This window comes from Pseudomonas sp. P4_C4 (assembly GCF_056402055.1).
The window spans coordinates 1-20,119 of record NZ_JBFUID010000005.1; the positions used below are offsets into that span (position 1 = coordinate 1).

The following is a 20,119-nucleotide window of genomic DNA, read 5'->3' on the forward strand; positions in this document are numbered from 1 at the left end:
CACAGGTTCAGCGTGATCCCTGTGGGAGCGAGCTTGCTCGCGATGGGGCCGGTACAGACGATAAAAATTTATCTACTTCGCCGTCGCCCGCACCACCGACAACTCCGGCGCCGACGTCCGCCGCTGGCTCAGGTAGCGCGTACAACTCACCCGCAGGAACGAAGCGAAATTGACCACCTCACCGCGATAGTCCATCACCTCTTCATACAGCTTGGCGATCAATTGGTTGGTGGTCATGCCGTCGACTTCGGCGATTTCGCTGAGGATGTCCCAAAACTGATTCTCCAGCCGCAGGGTGGTGACCACCCCGCAGATGCGCAGCGAGCGGGAGCGCGATTCGTAGAGTATCGGGTCGGCTTTGACGTACAGCTCGCACATGGACCTATCCCTCGTTACAGCGTGATTTTGGTACCCAGCAACCCCAGGAAACCGGCCAGCCAGTTCGGGTGCGCAGGCCAGGCCGGAGCCGTGGCCAGATTGCCCTGAACATGGCCGTCCGTCACCGGAATGTCGATATACGTACCGCCCGCCAGGCGCACTTCCGGGGCGCAGGCTGGATAAGCGCTRCACTCGCGACCTTCGAGAACACCCGCGGCCGCCAGCAACTGCGCGCCATGGCACACGGCGGCGATAGGTTTGCCGGCCTTGTCGAATGCGCGCACCAGTTCCAGGACTTTTTCGTTCAGGCGCAGATACTCCGGCGCACGGCCGCCCGGAATCAGCACGGCGTCATAATCGACGGCGTTGACCTTGGCGAAATCAAAGTTCAGGGCAAACAGGTGACCGGGTTTTTCACTGTAGGTCTGGTCGCCTTCAAAGTCATGGATCGCCGTGCGCACAGTCTGGCCGGCGGCTTTGTCCGGGCAAACGGCGTGTACCGTGTGGCCGACCATCAGCAGCGCCTGGAACGGCACCATCACTTCATAGTCTTCGACGTAATCACCGACCAGCATCAGAATTTTTTTCGCAGCCATGGGGAGGACTCCTCTGGAAGTGGGCTTGCAGGAGTATTCAAGGTAGTCCTTATCCGGCTGGGCGGGTAACAACCGGCTACTACGAATGCACAGGACCACTGTAGGAGCTGCCGAAGGCTCGCAACTGTACGGATAACTCTGCACCTAGCTGTAACAGCGGCTTACACCGGGTTTATGGCTAGATAACACCACCTCCCACCTTCCACGATTCTGGTTGCCATCATGTCCTCGCGCGAAAACACCGGCATGGCCCTGGGCCTGCTCGGCGTTGTGATCTTCAGCCTCACCCTGCCCTTCACGCGGATCGTCGTGCAGGAACTCCACCCGCTGCTCAACGGCCTGGGCCGGGCACTGTTTGCGGCGGTTCCTGCGGCGTTGCTGTTGCTGTGGCACCGGGAAAAATGGCCGACCTGGAAGCAGGTCAAAGGCCTGACGCTGGTGATGGCCGGGGTGATTCTCGGCTTCCCGGTATTGTCGGCCTGGGCCATGCAAACCTTGCCGGCGTCCCACGGTGCGCTGGTCAACGGTTTGCAGCCGCTGTGCGTGGCGCTGTATGCCGCGTGGTTGTCCCATGAGCGGCCTTCGAAAGCCTTCTGGGCCTGCGCGGCATTGGGCAGCGCGTTGGTGCTCGGTTATGCACTGATCAGCGGTGCCGGCAGCATTCAGGCCGGAGATTTGCTGATGCTTGGTGCCATTGCAGTGGGCGGATTGGGCTACGCCGAGGGAGGCCGACTGGCCAGGGAGATGGGTGGCTGGCAGGTGATCTGCTGGGCGCTGGTGTTGTCGACGCCGCTGCTGATCGGCCCGGTGGTGTATCTGGCGCTGCAGCATCAGGGCGAGGTTTCCGCCAAGACCTGGTGGGCCTTCGGTTATGTTTCGCTATTTTCGCAGTTCATCGGCTTCTTCGCGTGGTACGCCGGGCTGGCCATGGGCGGCATTGCCCGGGTCAGTCAGATCCAGTTGCTGCAGATTTTCTTCACCATCGCCTTCTCCGCGCTGTTTTTCGGTGAACATGTGGAGCCGATTACCTGGCTGTTTGCTGGCGGCGTTATTGTCACTGTGATGCTCGGACGCAAAACGACAGTGCGCCCGGCGCGAACTGCCACTGCATGACCCTGTAGGAGCCGGCTTGCTGGCGATGGCGTCCTCGAGATCGCTATCGCTGGCAAGCCGGCTCCTACAGGATTGTGATGTTTACAAATAGCCGTCAGCGCGCAGCAAGGTTTCCAGGCAATGCTCGCTGATGTGATAGAAATCCTTCAGCTCCTGAATCTTCGCCAGCAACAAGGCCGGGGCCACCGGCTCGGCGCGTTTGACCGCCAGGATCATCTTGTTCTTGTTGGTGTGGTCCAGTGAGATGAACTCGAACACTTTGGTCTCGTAGCCGCAGGCCTCAAGGAACAACGCGCGCAAACTGTCGGTGACCATTTCCGCCTGCTGGCCCAAGTGCAGACCGTATTGCAGCATCGGCTTGAGCAGCACCGGGCTCTGGATTTGCAGGCGGATCTGCTTGTGGCAGCACGGCGAGCACATGATGATCGCCGCGCCGGAACGGATGCCGGTGTGGATCGCATAGTCAGTGGCGATATCGCAGGCATGCAGGGCGATCATCACGTCCAGCTCGCTCGGCGCCACGCTGCGCACGTCACCGCACTTGAACACCAGGCCGGGGTGCTCAAGCTTGGCGGCCGCTGTATTGCACAGGGTGACCATGTCTTCACGCAGTTCGACACCGGTCACCTCGCCTTGGGCCTTCAAGGTGTTGCGCAGATAGTCGTGGATGGCGAAGGTCAGGTAACCCTTGCCCGATCCGAAGTCTGCCACGCGCACTGGTTTGTCCAGCGCCAGGGGCGACGAGGTCAGCGCATGGCTGAACACTTCGATGAACTTGTTGATCTGCTTCCACTTGCGCGACATCGCCGGGATCAGTTCATGCTGCTTGTTGGTCACACCCAGGTCGGCGAGAAACGGCCGGCTCAGGTCAAGAAAACGGTTTTTTTCACGGTTGTGCTCGGCCGATGGCACTTCGCGCAATTGTTGAGGTTTGCTCTTGAACAGCGATGACTTGCCCTTTTTGCTGTATTCGAGCTGGGCTTCGTCGGTCAACGCCAACAAATGCGCATTTTTGAACGACGCTGGCAGCAGCTCGGCAATGCTCGCCACGCCTTCGGCCAGCGGCAGGTTCTTGGTGATGTCGCGGGTTTTGTAGCGGTAGACAAAGGACAGGCAAGGCAGCGCCTTGACCGTCACCGGTTTGATGATGATCCGCTGCAGGTCCGTTTCATCGCCCACGTACTTGGCCAGCACCAGTTTGATGAACGCATTTTGCTCGAGGCTGGTTTGCACCAGGTCGATGAACTGGGCGTGATGATCCGGCGCGAGGCTGGCGGGAGTGGCGGTGACGGACATGGAAAAACGGCCTCAGGCGATGCAAATCGGAGAATGCCGGTATTTTAAGGGGGACGAGGACTTTGGGCACGGGGTTATTTTGCGGCAGGTCCCAGTCATGGTGCCCAGGACCTCAATACAACCGCTGAAAACTCAGGGTTCCACCAGGCGAAGCCTGCGGTTATTCGGCGAGTTGATGATGTGTTTGACGATCAGCCCCACTGGCACCGCCCAAGTCAGGCCATTGGCAGGGTCAGTCACCACGGCGACCGTTTCGGAACTGGCATCGATATCCAGGCGCCGCCGGTCGTTGCACGACTTGAGTACGCCGTAGGCACGGCTGACCAGCCTTTCCGCCAGGTACATCGGTACATCCATATTCTGCAGATGCTTCACCGCGCGACAAAACAGGACTTGATCATCGTTCCCCCCTTCACTTTCATGGCGCCCCAGAAACGCTTGGGCTATAGCCAACAGTTCCTCATTCATATCTGCATTTTCATCGATGACCTTCATGCTCACGTCTCCTGCGGCACGTCTGTCGTGGCAGGACTGATTGCTACGGGCCGGGCGGCACGGCGCAAATCGGGTCCGGCGCAAGGCAGGCGTACGGCCGGATTGGGCATGCCACTGGGCGAAAGTTCATGGGTCATTTCAAATTCGGCACGCACGGACCAACCGCAAGCTTCCGACGTGCATTGCAGATACGCCACCCGCAGGAAAATATGTCGGCCTTCGCTGGTGCGGATGCGCATCCTGTTCAAGCAGTGCGGGCACACCATTTTATAAGTACTCATGCTTGATTCCCGACGGTCATTGGGTGGCAATCAACCTGATCAAACGCAATACTGCTTGAGAGTTTCATCGCGGCGCTCCGGTCTTGCGAACAGTGTCTGCCAGACATAAGGAAGTGCATCGGGCAGTCGCGTAATGGGTTCGAGCCATGCTCGTAGGAAATCACCCTGATAGCATTAGGAAGTTTCGACATCGTATTCTTCTGACTCATCTTTGATGATTGATTAGTTACAAGAAAAAAAGTACTCATTACGCATAAATTAGGCACTCAAAAAGCATATGTCAAAAGGAAGAGGCTCAAATTGCGTAGCAAAAAATCACAAGCTGTTCTGGCTCGTTTAAAGCAAATTACAGGTACTAGAACCGATGTTTCTTTATCTTCGGCGCTACAGATCAGTCCGCAAACCCTTAGTAGCTGGAAAGGCCGCGACAGCACGCCGTACTCATTATGCGTAGAAATTGCTCAAACTCGGGGTATCTCCCTTGATTGGTTGCTGCTGGGCGAAGGTCCGATTTTGAGACAAACAGTTACTAATTCTTCGGAAGCCAATCAGGAAAGCACAACACGGGAAAACACCATTCTCACGCTCTGGCGGTTGCTCGACGAAGATGATCGCTGCGCCATACAACACGCACTCGAGGAAAAGCAACGACTGCGTGATATGGAACTCAGGCTTTCCGAAATGGCCTCCATTCTGGCAACACTTAAACCTTCGAATGAAACTTGATGACCTATGTAATCCGAAGTTTCATAGCTTCAAGACATGCCGCGCCCGCCACCCACACCAAAGCAATCCATTCATGGCCCCTCATCTTCGCCTTCGCAGGTGTCGAATGATTTCGCCGATACCGACGCTATCGATCCATTGCATGAACTTGATGCTGATAGGAATAACAACCAGTGCGCAAAGAAAGGCTGTCACGCCTGCTGTCAGAAAAGGCACCAGCGGATGTGCGACAGGCGTGAAGAGGTAACCGACACCCGCAGACAGCGACCAGGAACCGATGCGTTGCCAGGCCTTGAAGTCAGTGCGAGTGGTTGTAACCAGCCACGCGCCGAGCATTGCACCAAACAGTACCTCGCCATCAACCACTGGCAGTGATGCAATCCCCATTCCCAACATGAGCCCACTGATACCGTTGTAGGTCGAATCAGTCAGGCTCATGTGCACCTCGCGCAACGACCGAATCCACGATGATCGCTCCCGACTCGATCGCCTTGAGCAAGGCAGAACTGCGAGTGCTGACGTCGAACTTTCGGCGAATATTGGCGAAGTGAAAATTAACGGTAGATTCCGCGCAATTCTCGATCCTGGCGATTTCCCAGGAAGTCTTGCCCTTGAAACACCACATCAGGATTTGTGTTTCTTTCGCCGTCAGCTTCGCCGTTGGTGTACTTCCCTCTCCGCCGGGTGCTACCCGCGCCAAAGAGTCATTCGATTGTTGGGTTGACATAAGAATCCCTCTTTGCGGGAACACCCGTCGCTGGGCGTCCACTGTTAGAGAGAAATACTGACGATCAGGCCGAACCCGAACAATCGACGGGAGTTGTAGCGGCGAGCGCTACATAACACGATGAAAAGTCTTAGCCGAGTACTACCAACCGGTTCGGCAACTCATTGCGCGCATGGGTCACTGGCACATGCACTTTGAGCAATTCGCCACAGGCTTCGATGCAGCTGACAAACCCTTGCAGCGTCTGCCCCTGCTTCACCTGTTGGGTGAACGTGGCGACAATGGCGTCCCAGTTCTTGTTGTCCAGGCGACTGGAAATCCCTTCATCCACCAGGATCTCCACATAACGCTCGGCCTCGGAGACGAAAATCAGCACGCCAGTGCTGCCCTCGGTGTGGTGCAGGTTCTGCTCCAGGAACTGCCGGCGCGCCAGGTTCGAGGCGCGCCAGTGGCGCACCGAGCGCGGGATCAGATGGGTGGTGACGTTCGGCAGGCGGAACACCAGGCACAGCACAATGAAGAGCGCCCATTGCACCATCAGCAGGCTGTGCAGGGTCAGCCAACCGGTGAGGTAATGCACGACGCCCGGCACCAGCAGCGCCAGCAGGCTGGCCCACAGCAACGGGATGTACGCATAGTCGTCGGCGCGGGCCGCGAGCACGGTCACCAGTTCCGCATCAGTATCGCGCTCGACCCGGGCAATTGCCTCGGCCACTTTGCGTTGTTCGTGTTCAGTCAGTAATGCCATGTCGTGAAGTGCCTGCTCGTTTTTATTATCACCAGCCGCCGGACGAACCGCCCCCGCCGAAACTGCCCCCGCCGCCGCTGAAGCCTCCACCTCCACCGCCGCCGCCAAATCCACCACCGCCAAAGCCGCCCCCGGATCCGCCGGAGCCGCCCCGGCCGGCGGGAAGGATACCGAGCATCTGGCACACAAAAACAGTCAGGATGAACAACATCAGCAAAAACACGAACAACCCGGGATGCCGCGAGACGAAATCGCCCCCCGGATCGCCTCTGGATTCATACGCCGTGGAGGGTTCGTCCAGGGGGTTGCCGCCCAGCACCACCAGCATCGCCGCCACGCCGTCACTGATGCCCTTGCTGAAGTTGCCGGTCTTGAACGCCGGGGTAATGACCTGGTTGATGATCACCGAACTCTGGGCATCGGTCAGGCGATCCTCCAGGCCGTAGCCGACTTCGATGCGAAGTTTACGCTCGTCCCGGGCGACGATCAGCAAGGCGCCGTTGTTCTTGTCCTTCTGCCCGATGCCCCAGTGGCGGCCGAGTTGGTAACCGAAGTCGGCGATGTCTGTGCCTTGCAAATCCGGCAAAGTCACGACCACAAGCTGCTCGCCGGTGGCTTGCTCATGGGCCTGAAGTTGTTGGCTGAGTTGCTGGCGCACCGATGGCTCGATCATCTGCGCATTGTCGACCACCCGCCCGGTCAGCGCCGGGAAGCTCAGCTCGGCCCGGGCCGTGATCGTCACCAGCCAGAACAACAGCAACAGGACTGTTTTAAACACACGCATTAGCAACCTCTTCCGTCCCAAGCCTGGCCCTGTAGGAGCTGCCGCAGGCTGCGATCTGTTGATCTTGACCTTTAGCGCTCGCGAAAAAATCAAAGTCAAAAGATCGCAGCCTGCGGCAGCTCCTACAGGGTTGATTCAGAATTTGACCTCGGGGGCCTTTTCCGACCCCGGTGTGGCTTCGAAGGTCTCGCGCACCGGCAGGTCGCTGTACATCACGCTGTGCCACAGGCGACCGGGGAACGTGCGGATCTCGGTGTTGTATTTCTGCACCGCGAGGATGAAATCACGCCGGGCCACGCTGATCCGGTTCTCGGTGCCTTCAAGCTGCGATTGCAAGGCGAGGAAGTTCTGGTTGGCCTTCAGGTCCGGATAGCGCTCGGAGACCACCATCAAACGACTCAAGGCGCCACTGAGCTGATCCTGGGCCTGTTGGTACTGCTTGAGTTTTTCCGGGTTGTCGAGGGTCGAGGCATCCACCTGGATCGACGTGGCCTTGGCCCGAGCTTCAATGACCGCCGTCAGGGTCTCTTCCTCATGTTTGGCGTAGCCCTTGACGGTTTCCACCAGATTGGGAATCAGGTCAGCACGGCGCTGATACTGGTTCTGCACCTGGCCCCAGGCGGCCTTAGCCTGTTCGTCGAGGGTCGGGATATTGTTGATGCCGCAAGCGGTCAGCAACGTGGCCAGCATCAGCAGCGTGGCGACCTGCAGGCGCGAACGGTAGATTGGACTTACATTCATCAGGCTGAAGCTCCCTTGTACATTTCATGAAAAGACCGACCGTGAAACCTACTGAGCCGGCTCTTGGGGCATAATCGCCCGCGCCTCTGGATTGCAACGGGCCGATGGGCTAAAAAGAGGCCCTGCGCAAAAACGCATCCGCCATCTGGCTGTGGTTTTTTGGCTCTGGTCTTTTGAGCGGGCACCCGAACAACAATAGACGCTCCCTAAATTTTGGCTGGCCGGCGTGTGCATCGCCGTTTGGGCCCTTGAGAAAACTATTCATGAAGAAGCTGTGTTTGCTGGGCCTGTTCGTCAGCCTGGCCAGTCATAACGTATTGGCCGCCACGACACCCGCACCCCTGGAGAACAAGGAAGCCTTCGTCAGCAATCTGATGAAGCAAATGACCCTCGATGAAAAAATCGGCCAGTTGCGCCTGATCAGCATCGGCCCGGAAATGCCCCGGGAGCTGATCCGCAAGGAAATCGCGGCGGGCAACATCGGTGGTACGTTCAACTCGATCACCCGCCCGGAAAACCGGCCGATGCAGGACGCGGCCATGCGCAGCCGCCTGAAGATCCCGATGTTCTTCGCCTACGACGTGATCCACGGCCACCGCACCATTTTCCCGATCCCGCTGGCCCTGGCCTCGAGCTGGGACATGGACGCCATTGGCCTGTCCGGGCGCATCGCCGCCAAGGAAGCCGCGGCTGACAGCCTCGACATCACCTTCGCGCCGATGGTCGACATCTCCCGCGACCCGCGTTGGGGCCGTACTTCCGAAGGCTTCGGCGAAGACACCTACCTGGTGTCGCGCATTGCCGGCGTGATGGTCAAGGCGTTCCAGGGCACTGGCGCCAACGCGGCCGACAGCATCATGGCCAGCGTCAAGCACTTCGCCCTGTACGGCGCGGTCGAGGGTGGCCGCGACTACAACATCGTCGACATGAGCCCGGTCAAGATGTACCAGGACTATCTGCCACCGTACCGTGCGGCGATTGACGCCGGTGCCGGCGGAGTGATGGTCGCGCTGAACTCGATCAACGGCGTGCCGGCCACCGCCAACACCTGGCTGATGAACGACCTGCTGCGCAAGGAGTGGGGCTTCAAGGGCCTGGCGGTCAGCGACCACGGGGCGATTTTCGAGCTGATCAAGCACGGCGTTGCCGCCGACGGTCGCGAAGCGGCGAAGCTGGCGATCAAGGCCGGCATCCACATGAGCATGAACGACACCCTGTACGGCAAAGAGCTGCCAGGGCTGCTGAAGTCCGGCGAGATCCAGCAGAGCGACATCGACAATGCCGTGCGTGCGGTACTGGGCGCCAAGTACGACATGGGCCTGTTCAAGGACCCGTACCTGCGCATCGGCAAGGCCGAGGATGACCCGGTCGACACCTACGCCGACAGCCGTCTGCACCGCGCCGAGGCCCGCGATGTGGCGCGTCGCAGCCAGGTGCTGCTGAAAAACCGCAACGAAACCCTGCCACTTAAGAAGACTGCAAAAATCGCCCTGGTCGGTCCGCTGGCCAAGGCGCCCATCGACATGATGGGCAGCTGGGCCGCTGCCGGTAAACCGGCGCAATCGGTGACCCTGTTCGACGGCATGACCAACGCCCTGGGCGCTCAATCGACGCTGATCTACGCTCGTGGCGCCAACATCACCAGTGACAAAAACATCCTCGGCTACCTCAACTTCCTCAACTTCGACGCCCCGGAAGTGGTGGATGACCCTCGCCCGGCGAACGTGCTGATCGACGAAGCAGTGAAAGCGGCCAAGGACGCTGACGTAGTGGTTGCCGCCGTCGGCGAATCCCGTGGCATGTCCCACGAATCGTCGAGCCGCACCGACCTGAACATCCCGGAAAACCAGCGCGAGCTGATTCGCGCATTGAAAGCCACCGGCAAACCGCTGGTGCTGGTGTTGATGAACGGCCGCCCACTGACGATCCTCGAGGAGAGGGAGCAGGCTGACGCGATCCTGGAAACCTGGTTCACCGGCACCGAGGGCGGCAACGCCATCGCCGATGTGCTGTTCGGCGACTACAACCCGTCGGGCAAACTGCCGATCAGTATCGCGCGCTCGGTCGGCCAGATTCCGACCTACTACAACCACCTGACCATTGGCCGGCCGTTCACCCCGGGCAAACCGGGCAACTACACCTCGCAATATTTCGATGACACCACAGGCCCCTTGTACCCGTTCGGTTATGGCCTGAGCTACACCGAGTTCAGCCTGAGCGACATGGCCCTGTCGTCGACCACACTGAACAAGACCGGCAAGCTCGACGCCAGCGTCACAGTGAAGAACACCGGCAAGCGTGACGGCGAAACCGTGGTGCAGTTGTACATCCAGGACGTGGCCGGCTCGATGATCCGCCCGATCAAGGAACTGAAGAACTTCCAGAAAGTGATGATCAAGGCCGGCGAACAGAAGGTCGTGCACTTCACCATCACTGAGGACGAGCTGAAGTTCTACAACACCCAGCTCAAGTACGCGGCGGAGCCGGGCAAGTTCAACGTGCAGATCGGCCTGGATTCCCAGGACGTGACGCAGCAGAGTTTTGAGTTGCTGTAACCGTTCAAACACTGCAAAAACCTGTGGGAGCGAGCTTGCTCGCGATAGCGGACTGACAGTCGACAGAGATGTCGAATGTTAAGCCCTCATCGCGAGCAAGCTCGCTCCCACAGTGGTTTTCAGTGTTCAGAAAATCGGGGGTCAACCCCTTCGATCCAGCAGATTCACCACCACCCGATCCACCCATCCCCACACCCGCTGCTTGATCCGCCRCCACAGTGGCCGGCGCTTCCATTCTTCCAGGCTGACTTGCTGGCTCAGGGCGAAGTCGTGTTCGAAACTCGCTGCCACCGACCGGGTCAACCCGGGGTCCAGCGCTTCCAGATTGGCTTCCAGGTTGAAGCGCAGATTCCAGTGATCGAAGTTGCACGAGCCGATGCTCACCCAGTCATCGATCAAGACCATTTTCAGGTGCAGGAAACACGGCTGGTACTCGAAGATCTTCACCCCGGCCTTGAGCAGTCGCGGGTAGTAACGATGCCCGGCGTAGCGCACGGACGGGTGATCGGTACGGGGCCCGGTCAGCAGCAACCGCACATCGACGCCCCGGGCAGCCGCCCGGCGCAGGGAACGGCGGACTTTCCAGGTCGGCAAAAAGTACGGCGTGGCCAGCCAGATCCGTCGCTGGCCGCTGTTCAGGGCGCGCACCAGCGATTGCAGAATATCCCGGTGCTGGCGGGCGTCGGCATAGGCCACCCGGCCCATGCCCTCGCCCATCGATGGCACCCGAGGCAGGCGCGGCAAGCCGAAATGCGAGGCGGGACGCCAGGCGCGACGATGGCGGTTGGCGATCCACTGGCGGTCGAACAGCAACTGCCAATCGAGCACCAGCGGCCCGGTGATTTCCACCATCACTTCGTGCCATTCGCTGACGTCTTCCCCCGGGGTCCAAAACTCGTCGGTGACACCGGTGCCGCCGACCACTGCCATGCTTTGGTCCACCAGTAACAGCTTGCGGTGATCGCGGTAGAAATTGCCGACCCAGCGCCGCCAGCTCAGGCGATTGTAGAAACGCAGCTCCACCCCGGCGGCCATCAGCCGCCGGCGCAAGGTCAGGGTGAAGGCGAGGCTGCCGTAATCATCGAACAGGCAGCGCACCCGCACCCCACGCTCGGCGGCCTGTACCAGGGCCTGGACCATGGCTTCGGCACAGGCGCCCGCCTCCACCAGATACAACTCCAACTCAACCTGTTCTTCGGCGCGGGCAATCGCCACCAGCATGCGCGGGAAAAACTGCGGACCATCGACCAGCAGTTCGAAGTGGTTGCCTTCACGCCAGGGAAAAATCGCTCCGGCCATGTCAGCGCGCCGTAAAAATCAGCACCGCACCCACCGGCACCGACAGACTGATCGCCGAGAGGCCGGCCATTTTACGCAACGTCTCCAGACCAGGCGTCAGATCGAAATCCTCGGCATTGATCACCAGCGGTTCGAGGGTCACCACCTGGAAGCGCCGGTCATCGAGACGGGTCGCCAGCAGTTCGGCGGGGTATTCGTGTTGTTTGCCGTGCAGGTCCACCATCAGCGGCAGGCGCAACTCCAGCTGTGCGCCGGGAGCAAGATCATTGATCGGGCGCAGATCGATTTTCGTGGTGATCAAGGCGTCGGGAAACCGGTCGATCTGGAACAGTTCCTTGCGCATGCGCTCATCGCGCAACGCAATGCCGCTGTTGATCGACTCCAGCTCGACTTCCACCTGCGCCAGTCCTTCGGGATCGACCTTGCCGTGCAGCACCAGAAAGCGCTGCACTTCGCAGACATTGGCGTTTTTGGTGCTGACGAACGACAGGCGCGAAGACTCGCCATCCAGGTACCAATCGGCACGGGCCGACAACGCAGCACCGGCCAGCAGCAGGAAAGCGAGGGGTTGAAGGGTGGAGCGCTTGAACATAGAGACTCGTGGGGCAGATAAACCTGTGCTGAACCTTAACCGGCCTTCAGCGCATTGCAAGCCATCCGTTACCCCATCGCCACAAAAGCCCTCCTCTCACCCAGGCACTTCATCGCACTCAGGGCTGCAAGCGACAGCCCTGGCGCTCGCCGATCCACACTGCGCTGTTGCTGCGGCCCATGCCGCTGACCGTTACCCGCTTGCCAGCAACATCATCGGTAAAGTCGCTGGCGGGCAGCCACTGTTGCACATAACCGTGGCAGTACTCGGCGTCGTTGTTCATCACGTAGCGGCACGAACAGTATTCCTTGGCGGTGTAGGCGCTGATGATGTCGGGGAACGCCCACAGCGCCACCCGCTCGTGCCAGATCCAGCCGAGCAAGGCGATCAGCAGGATCAACAATAGGGAACTGGCCGGTCGACGGCGAATGAAACCGGTCATGGCTGCACCTTCCCGGCAAAGACCTTGAGCGCGAGTTGGAGCAATTGGTTGTGCCGGTAGCTGCCGTCGCGGTCATCGCCATAGCGGACGATCACCAGGTGTTCGCTGGGGATCACATACATTGCCTGCCCCCAATGACCCAATGCGGCGAAGGTGTCGGCGGGGRCATCGGGCCAGGGTTGTGCCGCGCCCTCGACGGCTCGATTGAGCCACCATTGGCCGCCGGGTACGGCATCGTCTTTGTGTGCGTGATAGTGAGCGAACGGCTCCCGGTTGAACGCCACCCAATCCTTGGGCAGTAGCTGCTTGCCTCCCCAACGACCTTCGCGGGCCATCAACAGACCGACCCGGGCCAGGTCCCGTGCAGTGAGGTAGGCATAGGACGACGCGACGAAAGTGCCCGTGGCATCTGTTTCCCAGATCGCGTGGCGAATGCCCAGCGGTTCGAACAATGCAGTCCACGGAAAGTCGGGATAACGGCCGGGACCGACGATGGTTTTCAGCGCGGCGGACAGCAGGTTGCTGTCACCGCTGGAGTAGCGAAACGCCTGGCCTGGCGCGGCATAAGCATCATGGGCCGCGGTGAACGCGGCCATGTCGTGGTGACCGCGGGTGTAGAGCATGGCCACCACCGAAGACTTCAGCGGTGCGTATTCGTAGTCCTCCTGCCAATCCAGGCCCGAGGCCCAGTGCAGCAGGTCGGCCATGGTCATGTCGGGGTGTGTTTGCAGGGGCGGATAAAACTTCGCCACCGGGTCGCCGAGCTTGAACAAGCCTTCGCCATAGGCCACGCCGAGGATCGTGGCCATCAGGCTCTTGCTGATCGACCAGGTCAGGTGCGGCGTCTCGGCCGTCGTCGGACCGGCGTAGCGTTCGTAGATCAACTGGCCGTCGCGGATCACCAGCAAGGCATCGGTACGAACACCCTGGCGAGTGGTGTCATCGCGGGATGGGAAGGCGTAGGCCTCCAGGGCTTGCAGCGCCGGGCCGGTCGGCGTCGGGGCGGTCGGCCATTGCTCGGCGGGCCAGTTTTCGGCCTGGACCGTGAAGCTGAGCAACAGCAGGAAAATCAGGGGCAAGCCTTTGGGCATGGCGGGGGCTCGGAGATTGAACCTGCTGAGCCTAGTCGAGGTTGATGACAGTTCAGAAATTTGTATTGCCTGAAAGATTGCTATCGCGAGCAGGCTCACTCCTACAGGGGAATGCATTCCAAATGTAGGAGCGAGCCTGTTCGCGATGACGGCCGTCAATACAGCGCCAATGCCTTGGCCAACCGCTTGCCCCTCGCCCCCGCCGCCAACTCCATCACCGCCTGATCCCGCTGCCACATCGTCGCCCACTCTGGAGGCCCTCCAGCCAGCGCCTCATTCACCTCGGCCTTGAGCCCTTCGAACTGCGCAAACAACCCGCCAAGCAACACATGCCCGGCCGGATGGGTCGGTGGCTGACGACTGGTTTCCGCGCACCCGGCCAACAACCCCAGCAACCGCAGTTGCAAGCCTTGTGGCCAATCGCATTCCTGGCCGACGCCATACAACCACGCCGTCATGGCGCTCAGTACGTAGATGTCTTCCAGCGTGCGGAACGGTTTGACGTACGCGTCCCAGCCATCCCCGGCGAGCAATTCGCACAGTGCGTTATCCAGAGACAAGCGGCCATGGCTGATGTCCGGCATCAACGGAATCGGCGCCAGCTTTTCCACCCGCACACCCGGCTCACCACGATAGATCACCGCCAGGCTCAAGCGTGGATCGACGCCGGGCTCCTCGCTGCGGGCCGCCACCAGCAGCCAGTCGGCGGCATTGCCGGCGGTGACGAAATCCTTGCGTCCGCTCAGACGCAAACCGCTCAGTCGGGTTTGCATGTCGGCCGGGCGCAGGCTGCGCTGTTCGGTGGCGCACAGCGCGCCGAGGCTCAGCGGCGCACTCGGCCAGAGCATGCGCAAGGCCGCTTGATACCCCACCAGAAACGCCAGCCCCGGCGTCGCCATCAACCGCCCGCCAAGCACGGCCAATTCGAACGGCGTGACCGCTCCCAACTGCTGCAACAAGGTCGCGAAACCTTCAGCCAGATCCGGGTTGGCGGGCAGGCGATCACGGCGGTTCAACAGGATTTGCCAGGGCATAAGAGGCTCCTTGTGGGCTGTCATATAAGCATCACCAAAGCTTAATGGCGATGACACCGGGGCTACATAGCCTGACTTTGCCAGACAAAGAAAGTCGATTCGCTGTAGCCCAAAGACGGGTGAGCAGCCCGCACGGAGATTCGCCATGACTCAGATCGCCCGCATCAGCGACACCGGCAACGAACGCCGCCTGCAAGCCGAACGCCTGGTGGGCGCCGAGGCATTGCAGGAGGCCCAGGCCTTGCGCTTCAACGTGTTCAGCGGCGAATTCAACGCCAGGCTCAAGGGCGCTGAACTGGGTCTGGACATGGATGACTACGACGTTCACTGCGCCCACATCGGCGTACGTGACTTGAATACCGGACGTCTGGTGGCGACCACCCGTTTGCTCGACCACACCGCTGCCAGCAGCCTGGGCAGGTTTTACAGCGAAGAAGAATTCAGCCTGCACGGCCTGGTGCACCTGCAAGGCCCGATCCTGGAAATCGGTCGCACCTGCGTCGACCCGGCCTACCGTAACGGCGGTACCATCGCCGTGCTCTGGGGTGAACTGGCCGAAGTCCTGAACCAGGGCGGCTACAGCTACCTGATKGGATGCGCGAGCATTCCGATGCAGGATGGCGGCGTGCAGGCCCACGCGATCATGCAGCGTCTGCGCGAACGCTACCTGTGCACCGAACATCTGCGCGCCGAGCCGAAAAACCCGCTGCCAAGCCTGGACATCCCGTCGAACGTGATCGCCGAAATGCCACCGCTGCTCAAGGCCTACATGCGCCTGGGCGCGAAGATCTGCGGCGAGCCATGCTGGGACGAAGACTTCCAGGTCGCCGATGTGTTCATCCTGCTCAAGCGCGACGAACTCTGCCCGCGTTACGCCAAACACTTCAAGGCGGCTGTGTAATGAGCCGGTTGCGGGTGTACGCGCGAATCGCGCGAGTGCTGGTGGTGGTGACGCTGGGCTTGGGCATGGCCAGCGTGTTCGGGGTGTTCGAGCGCCTGAGCCTGGCCCATTCGATGGCGCGTCGTCAGCGCTGGTCGCGGTTTTTCATGGCCCGCCTGAGCAACGCCCTGCCCTTTGACGTGACCGTCCATGGCGAGCTGCCGAAGACACCGATGCTCTGGGTCAGCAACCACGTGTCCTGGACCGACATTCCGCTGCTGGGCATGCTCACGCCACTGTCGTTCCTGTCCAAGGCCGAAGTGCGCACCTGGCCAGTGGCCGGCTGGTTGGCGGCCAAGGCCGGCAGCCTGTTCATCCGCCGTGGCTCGGGTGACAGCCAGTTGATCCGCAAGCAGATGACCCGTCACCTGGAACAAGCCCATCCCTTGCTGATGTTCCCGGAAGGCACCACTACTGATGGCCGCTCGCTGCGTACCTTCCATGGTCGCCTGCTGTCCGCCGCCATCGATTCCGAAGTGGCGATGCAGCCGGTGGCGATTCGTTATGTGCGCGACGGCGAGCCTTGCGCGCTGGCGCCGTTCATTGGCGACGATGATCTGCTCTCGCACTTGATGCGTCTGTTCGCCAACGACCGTGGTGGCGTGGAGATTCATCTGCTCAAGCCAATCGCTTGTGAAGGACGGGAACGCGCGGCGCTGGCGTTCGAGGCGCAGCAGGCGGTGCAGAAGGCGTTGTTTGGTGAAATTGTCGAACCGCAACGAGCACCAATGCGCCCTGCAATTGCAGCGTAAACACACATCCCCTGTGGGAGCGAGCTTGCTCGCGATAGCTATCTCACACTCACATCCATGGTGACTGTAATGGCCTCATCGTCGGAACGCCGCCCGGAGCAAGCTCGCTCCCACATTTGGGTTTTATGTTGTTGAATAGTTCCGGGCAAAATCCTGCAACTGCGGATAGAACAACCGAAAATCCTCGCTCAACGGTTCATACAACCGCCGCAACTCCTGCATCGCCGCCGCCAGTTCCTCCGGCCGGGTCAGGCGCCGCGAGATCCCGCGCAACACCTGCTCCAGTACCTCGAATTCCTGATACGAACCCAACCAGTCATTGGCCACCATGTGCGGCGCTATCTTCGCCAGCCGCTCCGGCAATTGCCGTTCGCTGGAAAGCACCCGGTAAACGTCCGAGATGAACAACGCCAGGGGCCGGTCGGCATACAGTGTCCAGTCCCGGGCCAGGCAATGGTCGAAAAACACGTCGAGCACGATTCCGGCGTAGCGACGACGGGTCAGGGAAAAACGCGACAACGCGACGTCCACCAGCGGATGGCGATCGGTGAACACGTCGATGCTGCGGTGCAGCTGGATGGCCCCCTCGATTTCCGGAGCGAACTGCCCTTGCAGCCGTCCCTTGACGAAATCGCCATACAGACTGCCGAGCAATTGACCTGGACGCTGACCACCGAGGTGAAGATGTGCGAGATAGTTCATGGGCGCAGCTTAGCACCGCCATCTTGTCTTGTTACACTCAACATATCGTTATAACTCGATATACCGAAATGCGAGCTGGTCAGAGCCAAATCATATTTGTATATCGCGAAATACCGATTTAAAGTTCGCCTCATCGCGATATAGCGTTTTAAACATCACGAGCCCACATCATGACCATGAATCTCGACGAAATAATAAAAGCCTTGGCGCACCCGGTACGGCGAGACATCCTGCACTGGCTCAAGGACCCGAGCGTCGAATTCCCCGACCAGTCCCACAGCAACGAGCACGGCGTTTGCGCCGGGCAGATCGATCAACGTTGCGGCCTGTCGCAGTCCACGGTGTCCGCACACCTGGCGACCCTGCAACGCGCCGGCCTGATCAGCAGCCGTAAAGTCGGCCAGTGGCACTTCTTCAAACGTAATGAGGAAACCATCCAGGAATTCCTCAGAACCTTCAGTAAAGAGCTCTGACCCTGTGGGGGGGGGCACCACAGAGTTCGTCATCATGGGCCTGCTGCCCAACGTGGCGGCTGACCTCGGTGTGTCGATTCCCGGTGCCGGCTGGCTGGTGACGGGTTACGCCCTGGGCGTGGCCATCGGCGCGCCGTTCATGGCGCTGGCCACCGCCAAATTGCCGCGCAAGGCCGCCCTGGTGGCGTTGATGGGCATTTTCATTATTGGCAACCTGCTCTGCGCGGTGGCCGGCGACTACAACGTGCTGATGTTTGCCCGTGTGGTCACCGCCCTGTGTCATGGCGCCTTCTTCGGTATCGGTTCAGTGGTAGCCGCCGGCCTGGTGCCTGCGAACAAACGCGCTTCGGCCGTGGCCCTGATGTTCACCGGCCTGACCCTGGCCAACGTCCTCGGCGTACCGCTGGGCACCGCCCTCGGCCAGGAAGCCGGCTGGCGTTCGACCTTCTGGGCCGTGACCGTGATCGGTGTGATCGCACTGATCGGTCTGATCCGCTTCCTGCCGGCCAAGCGTGATGAAGAAAAACTCGACATGCGCGCCGAACTCGCCGCACTCAAGGGCGGCGGCATCTGGCTGTCCCTGAGCATGACCGCGCTGTTTGCCGCCTCGGTGTTCACCCTGTTCACCTACGTCGCGCCGCTGCTGGGCGAAGTCACCGGCGTCTCGCCCCGTGGCGTGACCTGGACCCTGATGCTCATCGGCCTGGGCCTGACGGTCGGCAACATCATCGGCGGCAAGCTGGCCGACAAAGGCATGGCCGCGACGCTGATCGGCGTGTTCATCACCATGGCCGTGGTGTCCACCGTGCTCACCTGGACCAGCGTCGCGCTGATCCCGACCGAAATCACCCTGTTCCTCTGGGCCACCGCGTGCTTCGCCGCCGTACCGGCGCTGCAAGTGAACGTGGTGACCTTCGGCAACGCCGCACCGAACCTGGTATCGACCCTGAACATCGGCGCTTTCAATATCGGCAACGCCTTGGGTGCCTGGGTCGGCGGCAGCGTGATCGCCCACGGCTTCGGCCTGACCAGCGTGCCGCTCGCGGCAGCGGCACTGGCGGTACTCGCCCTGCTGGTGACCCTGATTACTTTCCGTCGGAGCGGCAATCCCGATCTGGCCCCTGCTACCAACTGATCAACCATTACCTCACGAGGGTGCACTAAATGACGACTATTTTCGATCCGATCAAACTGGGCGACCTCGAGTTGGCCAACCGCATCATCATGGCGCCACTGACCCGCTGCCGCGCCGACGAAGGTCGCGTGCCCAACGCGCTGATGGCCGAGTACTACGTGCAACGTGCCTCCGCCGGGCTGATCCTCAGCGAAGCCACTTCGGTGACGCCGATGGGCGTCGGCTACCCGGACACCCCGGGCATCTGGTCCAACGATCAGGTACGTGGCTGGTCCAACGTGACCAAGGCTATCCATGGCGCGGGCGGCAAGATCTTCCTGCAACTGTGGCACGTGGGTCGCATTTCCCACGGTTTGTACCTGAACGGTGAAGCCCCGGTCGCCCCGAGCGCCATCCAGCCAAAGGGCCACGTCAACCTGGTTCGTCCGTTGGCCGACTTCCCTGTGCCGCGCGCCCTGGAAACCGCTGAAATCGCCGACATCGTCGACGCTTACCGCGTCGGTGCCGAGAACGCCAAGGCGGCCGGCTTCGACGGTGTGGAAATCCATGCCGCCAACGGTTACCTGCTCGACCAGTTTCTGCAAAGCAGCACCAACCAGCGCACCGACAACTACGGCGGCTCCCTGGAAAACCGTGCCCGCCTGCTGCTGGAAGTGACTGACGCGGCGATCGAAATCTGGGGTGCCGGCCGTGTGGGCGTACACCTGTCGCCACGCGCCGACATGCATGACATGGGCGACGACAACCTGGCCGAAACCTTCACCTACGTCGCTCGCGAACTGGGCAAGCGTGGCATCGCCTTCATCTGCTCGCGCGAGAAAGAAGGTGCCGACAGCCTCGGCCCTCAACTCAAGGAAGCGTTCGGCGGCCCATACATTGCCAACGAGCGTTTCACCAAGGACAGCGCCAACACGTTGCTCGCCAGCGGCAAGGCCGATGCAGTCGCCTTCGGCGTACCTTTCATTGCCAACCCTGACCTGCCAGCGCGTTTGCAGGCTGACGCGCCGCTGAACGACGTGCGTCCGGAACTGTTCTACACCAAGGGCCCGGCCGGTTACATCGACTACCCGACGCTGTAATCAGCAACTGTTGAAACGCAAAAGCCCCGACTCGAAAGAGCCGGGGCTTTTTAATATGTGACGGTTTGACACTTTCCCCTGTGGGAGCGAGCTTGCTCGCGATRGCGGTGTAACCATCAACGAAGACGTCGACTGACACA

24 protein-coding genes are annotated in these 20,119 nt (G+C 60.6%); 8 read left to right on the plus strand and 16 right to left on the minus strand.

Translation table 11 applies throughout. The features are described from left to right. Window positions 1-72: 72 nt before the first annotated feature. Together AC1DXW_RS04590 and AC1DXW_RS04595 are read right to left on the minus strand one after the other, a co-directional pair. Window positions 73-378, minus strand: a complete 306-nt coding sequence (locus tag AC1DXW_RS04590; protein ID WP_477756053.1) for a ribbon-helix-helix domain-containing protein — start codon at window positions 376-378, stop codon at window positions 73-75. A 14-nt stretch (window positions 379-392) separates the two neighbouring features. Further along, window positions 393-974, minus strand: a complete 582-nt coding sequence (locus tag AC1DXW_RS04595; RefSeq protein WP_477756054.1) for a DJ-1/PfpI family protein — start codon at window positions 972-974, stop codon at window positions 393-395. 222 nt (window positions 975-1,196) lie between these two features. On the opposite strand from AC1DXW_RS04595, the gene AC1DXW_RS04600 reads away from it, so the two are divergent. After that, on the plus strand, window positions 1,197-2,087 hold the full coding sequence (locus tag AC1DXW_RS04600; protein ID WP_477756055.1) for a DMT family transporter: 891 nt from the start codon (window positions 1,197-1,199) through the stop codon (window positions 2,085-2,087). Window positions 2,088-2,168: 81 nt separating this feature from the next. Here the strand turns inward: AC1DXW_RS04600 and AC1DXW_RS04605 are convergent, their stop codons facing one another. The 3 genes from AC1DXW_RS04605 to AC1DXW_RS04615 form a co-directional block, all read right to left on the minus strand. Beyond that, the gene (locus AC1DXW_RS04605) at window positions 2,169-3,383 is read right to left on the minus strand and encodes a class I SAM-dependent methyltransferase (protein WP_477756056.1); all 1,215 of its coding nucleotides are present in this window, start codon (window positions 3,381-3,383) and stop codon (window positions 2,169-2,171) included. 132 nt (window positions 3,384-3,515) lie between these two features. Continuing rightward, window positions 3,516-3,878 carry a hypothetical protein gene (locus tag AC1DXW_RS04610; RefSeq protein WP_477756057.1) on the minus strand — a complete coding sequence of 121 codons (363 nt, stop codon included), beginning with the start codon at window positions 3,876-3,878 and terminating at the stop codon, window positions 3,516-3,518. 2 nt (window positions 3,879-3,880) lie between these two features. Then, window positions 3,881-4,159 (minus strand): Ogr/Delta-like zinc finger protein, encoded by a 279-nt coding sequence (locus tag AC1DXW_RS04615; protein WP_477756058.1) that lies wholly within the window; start codon window positions 4,157-4,159, stop codon window positions 3,881-3,883. A gap of 300 nt (window positions 4,160-4,459) precedes the next feature. Between AC1DXW_RS04615 and AC1DXW_RS04620 the strand changes: the two genes are divergently transcribed. Then, window positions 4,460-4,885, plus strand: coding sequence for a helix-turn-helix domain-containing protein (locus tag AC1DXW_RS04620; protein WP_477759796.1), 426 nt, complete (start codon window positions 4,460-4,462; stop codon window positions 4,883-4,885). An 81-nt stretch (window positions 4,886-4,966) separates the two neighbouring features. Here the strand turns inward: AC1DXW_RS04620 and AC1DXW_RS04625 are convergent, their stop codons facing one another. From AC1DXW_RS04625 to AC1DXW_RS04645, 5 genes are all read right to left on the minus strand, one after another. After that, a complete protein-coding gene (locus AC1DXW_RS04625) occupies window positions 4,967-5,323 on the minus strand; it encodes a putative holin (RefSeq protein WP_477756458.1) in 357 nt (118 codons plus the stop codon). Further along, window positions 5,310-5,612, minus strand: coding sequence for a helix-turn-helix transcriptional regulator (locus tag AC1DXW_RS04630; protein WP_477756457.1), 303 nt, complete (start codon window positions 5,610-5,612; stop codon window positions 5,310-5,312). The genes AC1DXW_RS04625 and AC1DXW_RS04630 overlap by 14 nt, the downstream gene beginning before the upstream one ends. Before the next feature lie 130 nt (window positions 5,613-5,742). Then, on the minus strand, window positions 5,743-6,360 hold the full coding sequence (locus tag AC1DXW_RS04635; RefSeq protein WP_477756456.1) for a TPM domain-containing protein: 618 nt from the start codon (window positions 6,358-6,360) through the stop codon (window positions 5,743-5,745). 28 nt (window positions 6,361-6,388) lie between these two features. Further along, window positions 6,389-7,144, minus strand: a complete 756-nt coding sequence (locus AC1DXW_RS04640; RefSeq protein ID WP_477756455.1) for a TPM domain-containing protein — start codon at window positions 7,142-7,144, stop codon at window positions 6,389-6,391. 135 nt (window positions 7,145-7,279) lie between these two features. Next, window positions 7,280-7,885: a LemA family protein gene (locus AC1DXW_RS04645; protein ID WP_477756454.1), complete on the minus strand. Its 606-nt coding sequence runs from the start codon at window positions 7,883-7,885 to the stop codon at window positions 7,280-7,282. A 263-nt stretch (window positions 7,886-8,148) separates the two neighbouring features. Between AC1DXW_RS04645 and bglX the strand changes: the two genes are divergently transcribed. After that, window positions 8,149-10,440 (plus strand): beta-glucosidase BglX, encoded by a 2,292-nt coding sequence (gene bglX, locus AC1DXW_RS04650; protein ID WP_477759797.1) that lies wholly within the window; start codon window positions 8,149-8,151, stop codon window positions 10,438-10,440. Window positions 10,441-10,581: 141 nt separating this feature from the next. On the opposite strand, the gene AC1DXW_RS04655 is transcribed toward bglX, so the two are convergent. The 5 genes from AC1DXW_RS04655 to AC1DXW_RS04675 form a co-directional block, all read right to left on the minus strand. Beyond that, the gene (locus tag AC1DXW_RS04655) at window positions 10,582-11,739 is read right to left on the minus strand and encodes a phospholipase D-like domain-containing protein (protein WP_477759798.1); all 1,158 of its coding nucleotides are present in this window, start codon (window positions 11,737-11,739) and stop codon (window positions 10,582-10,584) included. A 1-nt stretch (window position 11,740) separates the two neighbouring features. Further along, window positions 11,741-12,331: a YceI family protein gene (locus tag AC1DXW_RS04660; protein WP_477755425.1), complete on the minus strand. Its 591-nt coding sequence runs from the start codon at window positions 12,329-12,331 to the stop codon at window positions 11,741-11,743. Between the two features lie 118 nt (window positions 12,332-12,449). Then, entirely contained in the window at window positions 12,450-12,773 is a 324-nt protein-coding gene (locus AC1DXW_RS04665) for an amidase (RefSeq protein ID WP_477755426.1), read from the minus strand. After that, window positions 12,770-13,864, minus strand: coding sequence for a serine hydrolase domain-containing protein (locus AC1DXW_RS04670; protein WP_477759799.1), 1,095 nt, complete (start codon window positions 13,862-13,864; stop codon window positions 12,770-12,772). The genes AC1DXW_RS04665 and AC1DXW_RS04670 overlap by 4 nt, the downstream gene beginning before the upstream one ends. Window positions 13,865-14,019: 155 nt before the next feature. Beyond that, window positions 14,020-14,898 carry an acyl-CoA dehydrogenase middle domain-containing protein gene (locus AC1DXW_RS04675; RefSeq protein ID WP_477755428.1) on the minus strand — a complete coding sequence of 293 codons (879 nt, stop codon included), beginning with the start codon at window positions 14,896-14,898 and terminating at the stop codon, window positions 14,020-14,022. A 145-nt stretch (window positions 14,899-15,043) separates the two neighbouring features. On the opposite strand from AC1DXW_RS04675, the gene olsB reads away from it, so the two are divergent. Next, the gene (gene olsB, locus AC1DXW_RS04680; protein WP_477759800.1) at window positions 15,044-15,799 is read left to right on the plus strand and encodes an L-ornithine N(alpha)-acyltransferase; all 756 of its coding nucleotides are present in this window, start codon (window positions 15,044-15,046) and stop codon (window positions 15,797-15,799) included. Next, entirely contained in the window at window positions 15,799-16,590 is a 792-nt protein-coding gene (locus AC1DXW_RS04685; protein ID WP_477755430.1) for a lysophospholipid acyltransferase family protein, read from the plus strand. Before olsB ends, AC1DXW_RS04685 begins: the two co-directional genes overlap by 1 nt. A gap of 123 nt (window positions 16,591-16,713) precedes the next feature. Here the strand turns inward: AC1DXW_RS04685 and AC1DXW_RS04690 are convergent, their stop codons facing one another. Next, a complete protein-coding gene (locus AC1DXW_RS04690) occupies window positions 16,714-17,292 on the minus strand; it encodes an acyl carrier protein phosphodiesterase (protein WP_477755431.1) in 579 nt (192 codons plus the stop codon). A gap of 170 nt (window positions 17,293-17,462) precedes the next feature. On the opposite strand from AC1DXW_RS04690, the gene AC1DXW_RS04695 reads away from it, so the two are divergent. The 3 genes from AC1DXW_RS04695 to AC1DXW_RS04705 are packed head-to-tail and all read left to right on the plus strand — an operon-like array spanning window position 17,463 to window position 19,979. Continuing rightward, window positions 17,463-17,765, plus strand: coding sequence for an ArsR/SmtB family transcription factor (locus AC1DXW_RS04695; protein WP_477755432.1), 303 nt, complete (start codon window positions 17,463-17,465; stop codon window positions 17,763-17,765). A 4-nt stretch (window positions 17,766-17,769) separates the two neighbouring features. Next, complete coding sequence (locus AC1DXW_RS04700) at window positions 17,770-18,900, plus strand: MFS transporter (RefSeq protein ID WP_477759801.1); 1,131 nt, start codon at window positions 17,770-17,772, stop codon at window positions 18,898-18,900. Between the two features lie 29 nt (window positions 18,901-18,929). Further along, the gene (locus AC1DXW_RS04705) at window positions 18,930-19,979 is read left to right on the plus strand and encodes an alkene reductase (RefSeq protein WP_477755434.1); all 1,050 of its coding nucleotides are present in this window, start codon (window positions 18,930-18,932) and stop codon (window positions 19,977-19,979) included. Window positions 19,980-20,119: the final 140 nt, after the last annotated feature.

Bases quoted from the DNA above. Each gene is read 5' to 3' on its own strand.
- AC1DXW_RS04590 (WP_477756053.1), bottom strand. From the start codon at position 378: ATGTGCGAGCTGTACGTCAAAGCCGACCCGATACTCTACGAATCGCGC.
- AC1DXW_RS04600 (WP_477756055.1), top strand. From the start codon at position 1,197: ATGTCCTCGCGCGAAAACACCGGCATGGCCCTGGGCCTGCTCGGCGTT.
- AC1DXW_RS04605 (WP_477756056.1), bottom strand. From the start codon at position 3,383: ATGTCCGTCACCGCCACTCCCGCCAGCCTCGCGCCGGATCATCACGCC.
- AC1DXW_RS04610 (WP_477756057.1), bottom strand. From the start codon at position 3,878: ATGAAGGTCATCGATGAAAATGCAGATATGAATGAGGAACTGTTGGCT.
- AC1DXW_RS04615 (WP_477756058.1), bottom strand. From the start codon at position 4,159: ATGAGTACTTATAAAATGGTGTGCCCGCACTGCTTGAACAGGATGCGC.
- AC1DXW_RS04625 (WP_477756458.1), bottom strand. From the start codon at position 5,323: ATGAGCCTGACTGATTCGACCTACAACGGTATCAGTGGGCTCATGTTG.
- AC1DXW_RS04630 (WP_477756457.1), bottom strand. From the start codon at position 5,612: ATGTCAACCCAACAATCGAATGACTCTTTGGCGCGGGTAGCACCCGGC.
- AC1DXW_RS04635 (WP_477756456.1), bottom strand. From the start codon at position 6,360: ATGGCATTACTGACTGAACACGAACAACGCAAAGTGGCCGAGGCAATT.
- AC1DXW_RS04640 (WP_477756455.1), bottom strand. From the start codon at position 7,144: ATGCGTGTGTTTAAAACAGTCCTGTTGCTGTTGTTCTGGCTGGTGACG.
- AC1DXW_RS04645 (WP_477756454.1), bottom strand. From the start codon at position 7,885: ATGAATGTAAGTCCAATCTACCGTTCGCGCCTGCAGGTCGCCACGCTG.
- bglX (WP_477759797.1), top strand. From the start codon at position 8,149: ATGAAGAAGCTGTGTTTGCTGGGCCTGTTCGTCAGCCTGGCCAGTCAT.
- AC1DXW_RS04660 (WP_477755425.1), bottom strand. From the start codon at position 12,331: ATGTTCAAGCGCTCCACCCTTCAACCCCTCGCTTTCCTGCTGCTGGCC.
- AC1DXW_RS04665 (WP_477755426.1), bottom strand. From the start codon at position 12,773: ATGACCGGTTTCATTCGCCGTCGACCGGCCAGTTCCCTATTGTTGATC.
- AC1DXW_RS04675 (WP_477755428.1), bottom strand. From the start codon at position 14,898: ATGCCCTGGCAAATCCTGTTGAACCGCCGTGATCGCCTGCCCGCCAAC.
- AC1DXW_RS04685 (WP_477755430.1), top strand. From the start codon at position 15,799: ATGAGCCGGTTGCGGGTGTACGCGCGAATCGCGCGAGTGCTGGTGGTG.
- AC1DXW_RS04690 (WP_477755431.1), bottom strand. From the start codon at position 17,292: ATGAACTATCTCGCACATCTTCACCTCGGTGGTCAGCGTCCAGGTCAA.
- AC1DXW_RS04695 (WP_477755432.1), top strand. From the start codon at position 17,463: ATGACCATGAATCTCGACGAAATAATAAAAGCCTTGGCGCACCCGGTA.
- AC1DXW_RS04705 (WP_477755434.1), top strand. From the start codon at position 18,930: ATGACGACTATTTTCGATCCGATCAAACTGGGCGACCTCGAGTTGGCC.